The organism is Ruegeria sp. AI2 (assembly GCF_056541275.1).
The window spans coordinates 29,729-44,578 of the sequence record NZ_JBQFYB010000002.1 but is presented as its reverse complement, the minus strand read 5'-3'; the positions used below and the strand labels follow the sequence as shown (position 1 = coordinate 44,578).

The following is a 14,850-nucleotide window of genomic DNA, read 5'->3' as shown; positions in this document are numbered from 1 at the left end:
TATGCAAGGCAATGCCCCAACACCAGATGGTCAAGTCGCCGATGCCGTCACCGGCAACTGGGTCGACACCTATGCCCCAGCCTTTGCCCGACCGTATCTGCGCCTCAGCCGCGCAGACCGGCCCATCGGCACATGGCTGTTGCTGCTTCCATGTTGGTGGGGGCTGGCGCTGGCCATCCTTCATGACGGTCAACCGCGTTGGGAAGATCTGTGGATTGCCCTAGGCTGCGCATTCGGAGCTTTTTTGATGCGAGGTGCCGGTTGCACGTGGAATGACATTACAGACCGGGAATTTGACGCACAGGTTGAACGCACACGCTCGCGCCCGATACCGTCGGGGCAAGTCAGTGTCCGGCAAGCTGCGGCCTGGATGATACTGCAAAGCCTTCTGGCGCTTGGCATTCTTCTCAGCTTCAATCAGGCGGCAATTGCCATGGGTGTGTTATCTTTGCTGCCGGTGACCGTTTATCCGTTTGCCAAACGGTTTACCTGGTGGCCTCAGGTTTTTCTGGGTCTGGCCTTCAACTGGGGCGCATTACTGGCCTGGACGGCGCATAGCGGATCGCTCGGCTGGCCTGCTGTCACGCTGTACCTGTCCGGCATCGCCTGGACCCTGTTCTATGACACGATCTATGCACATCAGGATACCGAGGATGATGAACTGGTCGGCATCAAATCCACCGCGCGCCTGTTCGGCACCGACACGGCGAAATGGCTGAAGTATTTTCTGGTCGCAACAATATCGCTGATGGGGCTGGCCATTATTGATGCCGGGGTGCCTGACGCGTCAATTCTGGCGTTGGGGGTCGCGCTTTGCGGCCCCTGGGCCATGGGCTGGCACATGATGTGGCAATTGCGCGGGCTTGATACCGAAGACAACGCCAAGCTGCTGCTGCTGTTTCGGGCCAACCGCGATACCGGCTTTATTCCGCTGATCTTCCTTTGCGTCGCCTTGTTGCTCTGATTGCACCTGCTGAACGGGGCCTGTAAAGATCGGCGCAAACGCCTGAGGAGTGCCAAACCCAAACATGCGTCTGCCGTATTTTATCGCTGTTTCCCTGATCTTTCTTGTATCAGCTGGCCTGTCACTTCTGGCGGCCAGCTATGCTGTTACCGAGATCGAAGAATCATCGGAACTCGCTGTACGGCGCTCGCTGGACCTGAAAGGACACGATTGGGCCGAGGTCGAAGCCGATGGTTTGCGGGTGGTCCTGACCGGTACAGCGCCAGATGAAGCGACCCGCTTTAACGCTCTGACCGCCGCGGGAACCGAAGTTGATACATCCCGCGTAATCGACGAAATGGAGGTTATCGCAACTTCCGCCCTCGCAGCACCGCGCTTTTCGGTAGAAATCCTGCGAAATGACAGTGGAATTTCGGTGATAGGTCTGATCCCGGCCAGTGAGAACAGGGACAAGCTGATCCAACGGCTTGGCAATCTGGACAGATCTGTTGCCATTTCGGACCTGATGGAAACAGCAGATTACCCGAAGCCCAAAGGGTGGGATGCCGCAATATCTTACGCGTTGGAGGCCCTGACCCACCTGCCCCGCGCCAAAATTTCCGCCAACCCGGATCTGGTCAGGATCACGGCAATTGCCAACAGTCAGCAAGAAAAACAAAAACTGGAACGCGACCTGACCCGTAGGGCACCGCCCAGTCTGCGGGTTGGGCTGGCGATTTCGGCACCTCGCCCGGTCGTCACACCTTTTACTTTGCGTTACCTGATCGACGAAGAAGGCGGGCATTTTGACGCCTGCTCGGCGCAGGATGAGAAGGCACGTGACCGAATCGTGGCCGCCGCGAAAAACGCCGGGTTGACGGGGCCTTATTCCTGCACCGTCGCCTTGGGCGAACCATCGCCACGCTGGCCAGAAGCAGCCGAGAAAAGCATTCAGGCGCTGTTCCGGATAGGCCAGGGTTCGGTCACCATGTCAGACGCGGACATTACCCTGATCGCAGCGGAGGGAACCGATCCTGCGGTGTTCGACCGGGTTGTGGGCGAGCTTGAAACCGAGCTGCCTGCGGTCTTCGCCTTGCACGCCGTTTTACCTGAGCCTGAGACAACGAACCCAAATGGCCCGGTCGAGTTCTCGGCCACCCGCAGCCCTGAAGGGCTGGTGCAATTGCGCGGACGGCTGGGTGATGAAACTCTGCGCGACATGGTCGACAGCTACGCGCGCGCGGCCTTTGGATCCGATCAGGTATATACTGCCACCCGCATCGTTTCGGATCTCCCGACGGACTGGCCTGTACGTGTTCTGGCCGGTCTGGAGGCTTTGGGTCAGCTCCACAACGGCGTATTGACCGTAACACCCGATACGGTCGAACTGATCGGCCTCAGCCACGAAGAAGACGCCAAGGCCCGCATCGCAGGTCAATTGTCCGACAAGTTGGGCGAGGGGCAGGAATACACCCTGACCATCACCTATCAGCCCCCACCGGAACCCGAGGACGCCCTGCCCGACCCGGAAGTCTGCGAGGCCCAAATTGCTGAAATTCAGGCCACCAGCAAAATCGCCTTTGAGCCCGGATCGGCCACGATTGCATCAGACTCGCGCGATGTGGTGAACCAGATTGCTGATATCCTGCGTGACTGCGGTCCGATCCGTATGGAGATTCAGGGCCACACAGACAGTCAGGGCCGTGAAGAGATGAACCAACAACTCAGCCAGGCGCGGGCGCAATCCATTCTGAACGAGCTGCGCGGGCGGCGCATTCCTACCAGCAGCTACACCGCTGTGGGGTATGGGGAAACGCAACCCATCGCTGACAACGACACCGAAGAGGGCCGGGAAGAAAACCGCCGGATCGAGTTCCGTCTAATCCGTCCTGAGCCTGTTGAGAGTAGTGAAACAGGCCTTGAAGCGCTTGAGGCCGAGGCTGCGACTTCCGCAGAGGACCAAACCGACACGACCGCACCAGATGCGGATGCAGGGGACCAGTAAGTTGAACAGAACAGAATTCGTCATTGTCACCGCCATTATCCTGTTCGCCGCCTTCTGCATGGGCTGGTTTGCCAACTGGTTGGCGCACCGCCTGTCCCGAGTAAGTCAAAGCGACGTTGCCGATCTGGATCGGATGAGTCAGGAGTTGCACGAGGCGGAGGAAACCCGCGATCAGGCCATCACCTATTTGCAGCAACGTGAGGCCGAATTGACAAACCAGCTAACCCAGACAGAGGCCGAGCTGGCAGCTGCTATGGATGGCCTGCGGGCCGCGCGTCAGGAGGCCGAAGAACTGCGCGGACGGATCAACAACGCGGATTAAGTATACGACCTTGCGCCACCGCCCAAGTTTGCAAGAATAAACGGTCGCTAAATCACTACCACCGGGTCAGCGCGTCTTCGTCTTCGTCTTTGGCTGCGACCCATTCCGCACCAGAGTGGGTGATTTCCTTCTTCCAGAAAGGTGCGCGAGACTTCAGATAATCCATCAGATATTCCGCTGCCTCAAACGCATCTTTACGATGCGGCGCAGCGGTCGCCACCATCATGATCCTGTCTCCCGGGGCCAGTCGGCCATGACGATGGATCACCAGGACGTCACCCAATGACCACCGCTCCTTGGCTTCCTGGGCGATCTTGGTCAGCGCCCGTTCCGTCATACCCGGATAGTGTTCAATCTCCATCACATCCAGATCACCGCTTGCCAGGTCGCGCACAACGCCAGTGAAGGTGACAATGGCTCCGTTGGCATCATCCCCGGCGGCAAAAGCATTGGCCTCGGCGCCCAGATCGAATGCTTCCTGCTGAACAGCGATCCGCATCGCTCAACCGCCCGTCATTGGTGGAAAAAACGCCACTTCCCGAACGCCCGAAAGCGAGGCGTCGAAATCCGACAACTCCTGATCCAGTGCAACGCGCAGGGCGGACAAATCGGCAAATGCCGCAGCATAGCGTTCTTCCCGCGCGCTCAACTCGGCCACCAGATCATTGACAGTGACTGCCTGCGTCTCGACCTTTTCCTTTGGCAAACCGATACGTTCGCGTACCCATGCAAAATACAGCACATCCATCCCTCAGATCTCCTTCAGATGTGGCATGGCTTTACGTAGGTAATCATAGCCGGTGATCAATGTCAGCGCCGCCGCAATCCACAGCAACCACAGCCCGATCTGGCCTGCCCAGAACATACCATGGATGTTCCAGCGCAGGTGATTCACATCTTCAACCTGGCCCGCGATAATCTGTTCTACCAGCGCGGCGTCCATGCCGAAACTCGCCATCACGGCATAGTGTTCAAAGATGCCCTGCGAGAACAGCACGGCGATGGCGATCATCTGCGCTGTTGTTTTCCACTTGGCAAGCTTTGTAACCTTCAGCGTCCCCGCCACATCGCCCAGATATTCGCGCAAGCCCGAGACAAAAACCTCGCGGAACAGGATCACGGTGGCGGGTAGCACCAGCCATGGTGTCCAGTGTTCGGTCGAATAGCCAACCAGAATCATCAGCGCGATCACCACCATTGCCTTGTCGGCAATCGGATCCAGCATCGCGCCCATCTTGGTTTCCTGTTTCCACGCACGGGCCAGATAGCCATCAAACCAATCGGTGATCGCCGCCGAAAGGAATAGGATCAAAGCGAACCAGTCCGCATAGGGCCGGGTGAAGTACAAAAACATTACGGCCAGACCGGGCGCAGCCAGCAGGCGTAGAACCGTCAGGATATTGGGCAAATTCCACTTCATGGCTTGGACCCTATATCGCCGGTTCAAGACAGAAAAGACAAACCGGTAAAAAACTACATCACTCACAACAGCTTGGTCAAAGCGCCGCAGGTCCGACGCTTTGCGCCTCGTGCACTTGGCGTTTCACGTCTTTGCAGTCAGATTGCCCGTCGACTGCAAAGCGGAACGTACAGGATGACAGCGCATATTCAAACCGACGCCCGATCGAACATGGTCGGCAGCCTGTGGATGGTGGCCGCAATGGCGGGCTTTGCGTTGGAGGATGCGTTGCTGAAAGCAGCATCGACCGCGCTTCCGATCTGGCAGGTTCTGGTTCTGTTCGGGACTGGCGGGTCCGTAATCTTTGCCGCACTGGCGTCGGCTCGTGGAAAACGTCTGATACACCCAGACGTTCTATCCCGCCCGATGAAAGTTCGGGTGCTGTTCGAAGTCTTTGGTCGGCTGTTCTATGTGCTCGCCATCGCGTTGACGCCCTTGTCCTCGGCCACGGTGATCTTGCAAGCAACGCCTTTGGTTGTGGTCGCAGGCGCGGCGTTATTCTTTGGTGAAGCGGTTGGTTGGCGGCGATGGAGCGCGATTTTTGTCGGTATGATCGGCGTCGTCGTTATTCTGCAACCGACCGGGGACAGTTTTTCGCTGCTGTCGATACTGGCCGTATTGGGTATGTTAGGGTTCGCAGGGCGTGATCTGGCCAGCCGTGCGGCCCCTGCCACGCTTGGAACCGAAGTTCTGGGGTTTTATGGTTTCCTCAGCATTATCGTTGCGGGCCTTGCCTATCGGGTGTGGGAAGGCGCACCCATGACACCGGTTGGCACGCACACCAGCCTGCATCTGACGGGCGCGGTTCTGATGGGCGTCATGGCCTATGCCGCGCTCATGAACGCAATGCGCACGGGTGAAGTGTCTGCTGTGACCCCGTTGCGCTATACGCGACTGCTGTTCGGTATCGGGTTGGGTATCGCCCTGTTCGGCGAAAGCCTGGACCGTACTATGTGGGTCGGCAGCGCGCTTATTGTGGCTTCGGGCCTCTATATCCTGTGGCGGGGGCGACAGGTCTAACCCTTGTCGTGGAAGAAATCATAGACTTTCTGAGCCAACCCGGCCGAGATTCCCTCGACCGCTTTCAGGTCTGCCAGATTGGCCCGGCTTACCGCTTTGGCGCTGCCGAAGTGAGTCAGCAAGGCGCGCTTGCGTGCGGCCCCGACGCCCGGAATTTCATCCAGCGGCGTGGCACCAACAGCCTTGGCGCGTTTCGCACGGTGGGTGCCAATGGCAAAACGGTGCGCCTCGTCCCTTAGCCGTTGAATAAAGTACAAGACCGGATCGTTGCGTTTTAGGGCAAAGGGGCGCTGGCCGATCCGGTGAAACTCTTCCTTGCCGTGGTCACGGTCGACCCCTTTGGCAACACCGACCATCGGAATATCTTCGACCCCGTGGGCCTGCATGATCTCGTGCACGGCGCTGACCTGTCCGGCACCGCCATCGATCAGCAGCAGGTCGGGCCAAAGCCCTTTATCCCGATCCGGGTCTTCTTTTTGCAGGCGGGTGAAGCGACGGTTCAGAACCTCTTTCATCATGCCGAAATCATCACCCGGCGTCAGGTCGTCGCCGCGAATGTTGAACTTGCGATAGGCGTTTTTCATGAACCCGTCGGGCCCTGCCACGATCATACCGCCCACCGCGTTAGTGCCTTGGATATGAGAGTTATCGTAGACCTCAATCCGTCCCGGTGGACTATCCAGATCAAACGCCTCTGCCACCCCGCGCAGCAACTTGGCCTGCGTGGCGCTTTCCGACATGCGCCTGGCCAGAGACTCTCGCGCATTGCGCAAGGCACCTGCAACCAGTTCCTGTTTCTCACCCCGCAGCGGGACAAGGATTTCGACTTTGCGCCCGGCTTTCTCGGACAAAGCCTCCTGCATCAGATCGGCGTTTTCGATCCCGTCCGACAAGATCAACTGCCGTGGTGGTTCCTTGTTGTCGTAGAACTGGCCAAGGAAAGCCTCCATCACTTCGGCATGTGATACATCCGGGCCAACACGCGGATAAAAGTCCTTGTTGCCCCAGTTCTGGTTGGCACGGATGAAGAATACCTGAACACAGGCTTGCCCGCTGTCCATATAAAGGCCGATCACATCCGCCTCGGTCACGCCACGAGGGTTGATGCCTTGCGCGGTCTGTACCTGCGTCAGCGCCCGGATGCGGTCGCGCAGACCGGCGGCGCGTTCGAACTCCATAGCCTCGGACGCGGCCATCATCTGTTCAGCCAGTTCCTCCTGCACCTTGGTCGAGCGCCCCGACAGGAAACGTTCTGCATCCTTGACGCTTTCACTGTAATCCTGCTCCGAAATCAAACCGACACACGGCCCGGAACACCGTTTGATCTGATAAAGCAGACAGGGCCGCGTGCGGCTGTCGAACATGGAATCCGAACAGTTACGCAGCAGGAATGCCTTTTGCAGCTGGTTCAATGTGCGGTTTACAGCGCCCGCGCTGGCAAATGGTCCGAAATAGGCGCCTTTTTCCTTCTTCGCCCCACGGTGTTTTTTGATCTGCGGAAAGTCATGATCCTTGGCGACCAGGATGTTGGGAAAGCTTTTGTCGTCCCGCAGCAGCACATTGTATTTCGGTTTAAGCTGCTTGATCAGGTTCTGCTCCAGCAGTAGCGCCTCGGTTTCCGTTCTTGTGGTCAGAAACATCATCGAAGCGGTCGAGGAAATCATCTTCTCGATCCGGCCCGAGTGACCCGGCCTTGTATAGTTCGACACCCGCGCCTTTAGGTTTCGCGCCTTGCCCACGTATAAAACCCGACTGTCGGCATCCAGCATCCGGTACACCCCGGGTGAGCTGTCCAGCGTCTTTGCATAACGCTGAATGCAGGCATAACCGGTCAGGGACGATTCACTGTGGGTAGTCATGGGATTCCGATATGATTCTCTTTTACTGGCTGCAATCTTGCGGGCTTCAGATCAAGAGAAAACAAATCCACGATTCCTGTGGATAAGTGTGAAGATAAGTTTTCACAGCCTTAGAATTTCCCTTGTTTCATTACCACTTCATTAACATGCACAAAAAATAGGCACATTATCAAGACGCTGATTTTTAACGATATTTTTTCACACATTTAGCAAGTGTATGAAAAAAAAGACATTTTTGTAACACGCAGGTAACACAAACGTGCGCGGTGCAAAACTTGCAGCGATATTGCTTATTCAACTCCCAGAACATCCGGTGTTTTCCACCCCAGGTGTTGGCCGCCATCCACGCATATCAGTTGCCCCGTTACTGCGTGTGCATCCAGAAAATATCCCAAAGCGGCGGTGATATCCGACGGATTTGACCCGCGTTCCAGAACAGTATTCGTTCGTTGCGCCTGGAAATGCTCAGCGCTTTGACGATGCCCCTGTACCGTTGGTCCGGGTCCGATGGCATTGACCCGGATTGCAGGGGACAGCGCCTGTGCCGAGGTACGGGTCAGCGTCCATAGCCCCATTTTGGCGATGGTGTAAGACATGAACTCGGGTGTCAGCTTGCGTACACGCATGTCCACCATGTTGATGATCAGACCGGTCGCAAGGGGTTCGCCATTTTCGTCCGTGTCCGGGGCCAGCCCCTGCCCGGCCATGGCTTGGGTCAAAACGAACGGTGCCCGCAGATTACTGTCGAGATGGCGGTCCCAGCTTTGGCGGGTCGCGGTGTGAACGCTGTCATACTCAAAGATCGAGGCGTTGTTCACCAGACAGGTGATCGGCCCGCCCAGAGCCTCGGCTGCTTTGGGCAGCAGATCCTGCACCTCTCCCTCATCCAGCAGATCAGCCTGCAATGCCACTGACCGTCGGCCCATAGCCTGTACCTCCGCCACAGTCTCGTGCGCGGGGCGTTCTGAGGACGCATAATGAACGGCGACATCATATCCACGACCCGCCAGATAAAGCGCCATGGCCCGACCCAGACGAATACCGGCACCGGTCACTAAAGCTCGGGTCATGCTTCACCTCGTTTTGTCAGATCAAACCAGCAATACAGTGACATAAAGCGCATAAAGGAAGGTCAGCACCAGCCCCCAACCGCGAGAGATATCCTGCTTGAAAACAACAAAGGGAACCAGAAGCAGCGATGCGCCCAGCATGACCCAAAGGTCAAAATGCAGGAAACCGGGATCGACCGGGATACGCCCGAACCAGGTTGCGATCCCGATAATGGCCAGAAGGTTGAACATGTTCGAGCCAATCACGTTGCCAAGGGCCACATCGGCCTGTCGGCGCAAAGCGGCCATCACGGTTGTCGCCAGTTCGGGTAAAGACGTTCCAACCGCAATCAGGGTCAGACCGATAACCGTTTCACTGACACCATATGTCCGGGCGATGACCGTCGCATTTTCCACCAGCAGGTGCGCCCCCATAGGAAGGCCCACAAGGCCGAGGATCAGGTAAACCGATACCTTCCAGTAAGGCATGTCAGGATCAGCTTCTTCCAGGCCTTCAAGGTCGTCGTCATCGGCACAGGCTTCCCCACAGGCCTTGCGGTGCGCCTTTGCTTCACGAAACGCATTCATCAGAACCAGGCCCAAAGCCGCCAGCAGGATCAGGCCGCTGACGACGGTGAATGTTCCACAAAACGCCAACCCTATGAACAGGGCCGTCGCCATCAGCATGAAGGCATAGTTCCTACGGCTGTCGCATTCGCTGGTATGGATCGTTGCCAGCATCGCAGGAAGACCAAGAACCAACAGGATGTTGGCCGTGTTTGATCCGACAACATTACCTAGCGCAATACCCGGTGCGTGTTCCTTGACGGCGCTGATAGCAATCAGCAACTCGGGCGCGGACGTGCCGAAGGCCACAATCGTAAGGCTGACGATCAGGGCCGGGACCCCCAAGCGCAGGCTCAGGTTCACTGCGCCACGCACCAAGGCATCGCCTGCCAGCAACAGGATCAACAAGCCAAGACCAGACAGCAGCCACGTGGTGATCAAGCCCGGCCTCCTTTTTCACAGGCACAAGGGCCTTTTCCGATGCGATAGCGACCGCATCGCGGACATTTCGCCGAACTTAGCTTCTTTTGCCCAGGAAACCGCAGCTTGCCGAACATTGCCAATACGCCCATTGCGATCAGAAAAAGAGTGACAGCCTTTACGATCACGTCACAAACCGAAACGCGCGTAGGCTGCCCGCTCCTCTAACCCTGCGATAGCATCCTGCGCCAGGCTGGCACCAAACCGGGTCCAGATCGGTTTTTTCACGCCATAGCGGCGAAATTTGACCTTGTCACCGAAACGGTCCTGCAACTTTGGCTTCAGATGGGCGATGCCGTCGATAAGCCCCAGTTCCTGCGCGCGACGCGCCAGCCAGACCTCGCCCGTGAACAGATCAGCTTCCTGATTCAGCTTGTCCCCGCGCCGATCTTTGACATGCGCAATGAAATTCTCGTGGATATCGCCCAATAACCCTTGCAGGCGGGCTACATCCTCTTTCTTTTCCGGTGAAAACGGGTCGAGCATGGACTTCGATTTCCCGGCAGTATGGACCCGCCGCTCAAATCCCTGCCGCGCCAGAAAGACATGCGCGCCAAATCCAGCCGAGATCACACCGATCGATCCCAGTACGGAACTGTCATCGGCCCAGATCTCATCCGCTGCTGCGGCCAGCCAATACCCACCGGATGCAGCGACGTCTTCGACAAAAGCGATGACCGGCACGTCCAGTTCTTCGGACAAACGCCGAATGCGCGCACCGATCATTGAACTTTGGACAGGGGATCCGCCCGGTGAATTAATCTCAAGCGCCACGGCCGCAGGTTTTCCCTTGCGAAAGGCTTTCTCGAGAACCGGCGCAAGCGTGGCGTCGTTCAAGGACCCGCGCCCGGCCATTCCAATGGCGCCAGACAGGCGGACAACGGCCACACAGGGGTGTTTTTTGACGAACGGCAGGCTGAGCTTCATGGGTGCCGATGTAGAGTGCCACCAACCCGTAAACAAGAGACTCTTCGAACCTTGAACGCGACGTGAACCAAATTCACACACTCAATGGGCAAAAATGCAACGCCCCGGTGCGGGTTAGCTGCGAATGCGCCAGCCAGTTTTGAAGATCCAGCCAATGACCGCCAGACACACCCCAGTAAAGGCTATGATGGCCAGCAAACTCAGGGCGATGGGCACATCCGCAAGCCCGAAAAACGACCAGCGAAACCCCGAGATCAGATAGACGACCGGATTGAACAACGTGATCGTCTGCCACAGAGGCGGCAGCATCGAGATTGAATAAAACGTACCGCCAAGGAAGATTAGTGGCGTGACCACAAGCTGCGGTACCAGAGACATCTGTTCAAAATTACTGGCCCATATCCCGATGATAAAGCCCAGCAACGAGAAGCTGAGACATGACAGGATCAAAAACGCCGCCATGGCAAAGGGGTGTTCGATCCGTATGTCGACGAAGAAGGTCGACGTGGCCAGAATGACCAGTCCCACGAACAGCGCTTTGGTGGCCGCTGCACCAACATACCCAATCACGATTTCGATAAAATTCACCGGCGCCGACAGCAGCTCGTAAATGGTGCCCAGAAACTTTGGGAAATAAATTCCGAAAGACGCGTTCGAGATCGACAGCATCACCACCGACAGCATGATCAAGCCCGGCACAATGAACGCGCCGTAGGATACGCCCTCGACCTCCTGAATTCGACTGCCGATGGCGGTGCCAAACACCACGAAATACAGCGAGGTGGAAAGAACCGGTGACAGGAAGCTTTGCGCCAGGGTGCGAAAGAAGCGAGCCATTTCGAACCGGTAGATTGCAGCGATTGCGGTCCAGTTCATGCCGCCTCTCCGGATACCAGGTTTACAAATATCTCTTCCAGGCTCGATTGCCGTGTCTGCACATCGCGCAATACCAGCCCGGCCTGCGAAACGTCATTCAACAAGGTCGTTATCCCCGTGCGATCCGCATGGGTATCGTAGGTATAGATCAGGCTATCCCCTGCGCCGTTGAGGGTCAGATTGTGGCTGGCCAAATCATCGGGAATCTTGGCGATTGGCTCGGTCAGCATGACGACAATCTGCTTTTTGCCCATTTGCGCCATAAGCGTGTCTTTATCCTGCACCAAAAGCAACTCACCCTTGTCAATGACGCCGACGCGATCCGCGATGGCTTCGGCCTCTTCGATATAGTGGGTGGTCAGAATGATGGTGACACCGTCCCGTTTCAGCTCGGCCACGATTTCCCACATATCCTTGCGCAGCTCGACATCCACACCCGCCGTCGGTTCATCCAGAAACAAAACACGTGGTTCATGCGCTAAGGCCTTGGCGATCAGCACGCGGCGTTTCATGCCGCCCGACAACTCCTTGATTGCGTTCTTGCGCTTTTCCCACAGCGAAAGCTTGCGCAGAATGTCCTCGATCCGGCCGTTGTCTTTGCCCAGCCCAAACAATCCGCGTGACAGCCGAACTGTGTTCCAGACCTTTTCAAACGGTTCCAGCGCGATCTCTTGCGGGACAAGCCCGATCATTCTGCGCGCTGCGCGATAATCCGATTGAATGTCGTGCCCGCCGACTGAAACCGTGCCGGATGTTGGCGTGGTTATTCCGCAGATCGTCGAGATCAGAGTGGTTTTTCCCGCCCCATTCGGCCCCAGAAGCGCAAGAATTTCGCCTTCTTCAATGTCCAGAGACACACCTTTCAGCGCCTCGAACCCATCGGCGTAGGATTTGCGCAGATTTCTGATGGATAAAATGGTCGTCATATCCGCTCCCCGTTCTGGCCCAGACCCTATCGCCCCGAACACAGGGATAACAGGCCCATTCCGCACCATGTGATGAACAACTGCCAAAAGGAAGGCCGCCCGCGCCAGCAATCATCCGGCTTGCAATCCCGACACCAGCCAGCAAACTCTGCCGGAAACGGAGGGCCTTGATGCTGAACGGAATACGTGTTGTCGAACTCGAAGGTCTGGGCCCCGGCCCGTTTAGTGCCATGTTACTGGCAGATCTGGGCGCTGACGTGATTACAATCCACCGCAAAGGGGGCGCCGCAACACCGGGTATGCCGGAACGTTCCCTGTTGGACCGGGGCAAAAGATCCATCGCACTTGATCTGAAGACCGCCAATGATCTGGATACCGCGCTTCGCCTGATCGACACAGCCGATGCGCTGATCGAAGGATTCCGCCCCGGTGTGATGGAAAAACTGGGGCTCGGGCCCGATGTCTGCCTGACCCGCAATCCAAAACTGGTCTATGGGCGCATGACGGGCTGGGGGCAGGATAGCCCGCTGGCCGACACGGCGGGGCATGACCTGAATTACATCGCCCTGTCCGGAGCGCTCTGGTATGCATCACATCCCGGCCAAGCACCGCAGACCCCGCCAACGTTGGTGGGTGATATCGGCGGTGGGGCCATGTATCTTGTGGCAGGCGTTCTGGCAGGGCTCATCAATGCGCAACGCACTGGCGCAGGTACTGTCGTTGACGCGGCAATCTATGACGGCTCGGCCCATATGATGAACCTATTGATGACAATGCGCCAAACCGGCAACCTGTCTGAAACCCGGGGTCAAAGCCTGTTGGACGGTCCCCACTGGAGCAGAACCTACGCCTGCGCCTGCGGTGGTTTTATTTCCGTTCAATGCCTCGAACCAAAATTCTACATGCAATTTCTGAGCTTAATGGGCCTCACAAACGATACCGAGTTTCAACGGCAATACGACCGTGATCTATGGCCTTCGCTTTCACGCCGTCTGACCGATATCTTCGCCAGTCAACCGCGCGACCATTGGGAGGCCCTGTTTCGAGGAACAGATGCCTGCATTGCTCCTGTTCTCAGCCCGGACGAAGCCCGCTCACACCCGATGAACCTCCATCGCAACAGCTGGCAGGACATTGACGGTACATTTCAGGCCGCCGCCGCCCCACGGTTTTCAGGCCATGACTGGACCCCGAAACCCAGCCCCATGCGCGGCGAGCATAATAAAGAGATCCTCGCAGAGCTTGACAGCCTGAGCTGATCTGCACTTCATCTGGCCCAAAATATCCCGGGGGATGAATTGGCCGCAGGCCAAGAAGGGGGCTGGCCCCCTTTAATCTGGTTACCGCCCGCGCACCGTATCGATCATCAACTGAACATTCTCAGGATCGGCATCCGGCGTGATCCCATGTCCCAGGTTGAAGATGTGCGGCCCGTTTGAGAACGCCTCGACAATCCGCCGCGTCTCATCCACCAGAGCTTGCCCACCGGTCACCATATGCGACGAGGCCAGGTTTCCCTGCACACAACCATCAACCTGTACATGTCTGGCGGCCCAATCGGGCGACACCGAGTTGTCCAGCGCGACGCAATCCACACCCGTCGTCTTGGCAAACCCGACATACCCCTCCCCCGCCTCGCGCGGGAAACCGATCACCGGGATGCCGGGGTGACGTTCCTTGATGGCCTGCGCAATCACACGGCACGGTTCCACCGCGTATTTGCGAAACGCCTCACCTTTCAGGGAACCCGCCCAGCTATCGAAAATCTTGACCACCTCGGCCCCGGCGTCGATCTGAGCCGACAGATACTCGATTGTTGCCGCCGTGATACGATCCAGCAGCGCCTCGAATAAGGCAGTATCGCTCTCTCGCAGAGCGTGTGCCGGTCCCTGATCGGGTGTTCCACGCCCAGCGATCATGTAGGTCGCGACTGTCCAGGGCGCGCCGGCAAACCCGATCAGCGCGGTCTCAGACGGCAATTCTCGCGACAGGATCCGAACCGTTTCATAAACGGGCGACAATGTCTCATGAATCGCGTCCACCGGCTTCAACGCATCAAACTCGGATTGCCGCGTGATCGTCGACAAACGTGGACCTTCGCCGGTCACAAACCAAAGATCCGCACCCAGCGCCTGCGGCACCAGCAGGATATCGGCAAACAGGATCGCAGCATCAAACCCATAGCGCCGGATCGGCTGCAATGTGACTTCGGCGGCCAGTTCCGGGTTATAGCATAAAGACAGAAAATCTCCGGCCAGGGCACGGGTGGCCCGGTATTCCGGCAGATACCGGCCCGCCTGGCGCATCATCCAGATTGGCGGCACATCCTGTACTTCGCCCGCCAGCGCCCTTAGCAGTTTCTTTGTCTCGGCCATATTCGCCCCCAGTCTTCCGGTTTTGGCAACGGGTCGTCCTTC

The 14,850-nt window shown here is 57.5% G+C and carries 15 protein-coding genes; 5 read left to right on the top strand and 10 right to left on the bottom strand.

Going from position 1 to position 14,850, the window contains the following annotated elements; genetic code table 11:
• The first annotated feature begins 1 nt into the window (after position 1).
• The 3 genes from ubiA (at position 2) to ACR0LL_RS07635 (ending at position 3,270) form a co-directional block, all read left to right on the top strand.
• Positions 2–964 carry a 4-hydroxybenzoate octaprenyltransferase gene (gene ubiA / locus ACR0LL_RS07645; RefSeq protein ID WP_480585387.1) on the top strand — a complete coding sequence of 321 codons (963 nt, stop codon included), beginning with the start codon at positions 2–4 and terminating at the stop codon, positions 962–964.
• Positions 965–1,028: 64 nt separating this feature from the next.
• A complete protein-coding gene (locus tag ACR0LL_RS07640; RefSeq protein ID WP_480585384.1) occupies positions 1,029–2,948 on the top strand; it encodes an OmpA family protein in 1,920 nt (639 codons plus the stop codon).
• Position 2,949: 1 nt separating this feature from the next.
• Positions 2,950–3,270: a hypothetical protein gene (locus ACR0LL_RS07635; protein ID WP_267365430.1), complete on the top strand. Its 321-nt coding sequence runs from the start codon at positions 2,950–2,952 to the stop codon at positions 3,268–3,270.
• A gap of 55 nt (positions 3,271–3,325) precedes the next feature.
• Here ACR0LL_RS07635 and ACR0LL_RS07630 read toward each other — a convergent pair whose 3' ends face one another.
• Genes ACR0LL_RS07630 through pgsA form a run of 3 tightly spaced genes read right to left on the bottom strand, consistent with a single transcriptional unit; the run spans position 3,326 to position 4,690 of the window.
• A complete protein-coding gene (locus tag ACR0LL_RS07630; RefSeq protein WP_480494390.1) occupies positions 3,326–3,769 on the bottom strand; it encodes a molybdenum cofactor biosynthesis protein MoaE in 444 nt (147 codons plus the stop codon).
• A gap of 3 nt (positions 3,770–3,772) precedes the next feature.
• Complete coding sequence (moaD, locus tag ACR0LL_RS07625) at positions 3,773–4,018, bottom strand: molybdopterin converting factor subunit 1 (RefSeq protein WP_209506660.1); 246 nt, start codon at positions 4,016–4,018, stop codon at positions 3,773–3,775.
• A 3-nt stretch (positions 4,019–4,021) separates the two neighbouring features.
• A complete protein-coding gene (gene pgsA / locus ACR0LL_RS07620; RefSeq protein WP_480494392.1) occupies positions 4,022–4,690 on the bottom strand; it encodes a CDP-diacylglycerol--glycerol-3-phosphate 3-phosphatidyltransferase in 669 nt (222 codons plus the stop codon).
• A gap of 174 nt (positions 4,691–4,864) precedes the next feature.
• On the opposite strand from pgsA, the gene ACR0LL_RS07615 reads away from it, so the two are divergent.
• Entirely contained in the window at positions 4,865–5,749 is an 885-nt protein-coding gene (locus tag ACR0LL_RS07615; protein WP_480585381.1) for a DMT family transporter, read from the top strand.
• Here ACR0LL_RS07615 and uvrC read toward each other — a convergent pair.
• The 6 genes from uvrC to ACR0LL_RS07585 all read right to left on the bottom strand — a co-directional run bounded on the left by uvrC (position 5,746) and on the right by ACR0LL_RS07585 (position 12,433).
• Positions 5,746–7,608: an excinuclease ABC subunit UvrC gene (gene uvrC, locus ACR0LL_RS07610; RefSeq protein WP_480494396.1), complete on the bottom strand. Its 1,863-nt coding sequence runs from the start codon at positions 7,606–7,608 to the stop codon at positions 5,746–5,748. The two genes, ACR0LL_RS07615 and uvrC, sit on opposite strands and share 4 nt — an antisense overlap.
• A gap of 290 nt (positions 7,609–7,898) precedes the next feature.
• Complete coding sequence (locus tag ACR0LL_RS07605) at positions 7,899–8,678, bottom strand: SDR family oxidoreductase (protein ID WP_480585378.1); 780 nt, start codon at positions 8,676–8,678, stop codon at positions 7,899–7,901.
• Positions 8,679–8,699: 21 nt separating this feature from the next.
• The gene (locus ACR0LL_RS07600; protein ID WP_267365434.1) at positions 8,700–9,662 is read right to left on the bottom strand and encodes a calcium/sodium antiporter; all 963 of its coding nucleotides are present in this window, start codon (positions 9,660–9,662) and stop codon (positions 8,700–8,702) included.
• Positions 9,663–9,833: 171 nt separating this feature from the next.
• Entirely contained in the window at positions 9,834–10,631 is a 798-nt protein-coding gene (locus tag ACR0LL_RS07595; RefSeq protein WP_267365423.1) for a S49 family peptidase, read from the bottom strand.
• A 114-nt stretch (positions 10,632–10,745) separates the two neighbouring features.
• The gene (locus tag ACR0LL_RS07590) at positions 10,746–11,507 is read right to left on the bottom strand and encodes an ABC transporter permease (protein WP_209598717.1); all 762 of its coding nucleotides are present in this window, start codon (positions 11,505–11,507) and stop codon (positions 10,746–10,748) included.
• Positions 11,504–12,433 (bottom strand): ABC transporter ATP-binding protein, encoded by a 930-nt coding sequence (locus tag ACR0LL_RS07585; protein ID WP_267365422.1) that lies wholly within the window; start codon positions 12,431–12,433, stop codon positions 11,504–11,506. Before ACR0LL_RS07585 ends, ACR0LL_RS07590 begins: the two co-directional genes overlap by 4 nt.
• 170 nt (positions 12,434–12,603) lie before the next feature.
• On the opposite strand from ACR0LL_RS07585, the gene ACR0LL_RS07580 reads away from it, so the two are divergent.
• Positions 12,604–13,692 (top strand): CaiB/BaiF CoA transferase family protein, encoded by a 1,089-nt coding sequence (locus ACR0LL_RS07580; protein WP_480585374.1) that lies wholly within the window; start codon positions 12,604–12,606, stop codon positions 13,690–13,692.
• A gap of 81 nt (positions 13,693–13,773) precedes the next feature.
• Here ACR0LL_RS07580 and hemE read toward each other — a convergent pair whose 3' ends face one another.
• Positions 13,774–14,808 (bottom strand): uroporphyrinogen decarboxylase, encoded by a 1,035-nt coding sequence (gene hemE, locus ACR0LL_RS07575; RefSeq protein ID WP_480585371.1) that lies wholly within the window; start codon positions 14,806–14,808, stop codon positions 13,774–13,776.
• Positions 14,809–14,850: the final 42 nt, after the last annotated feature.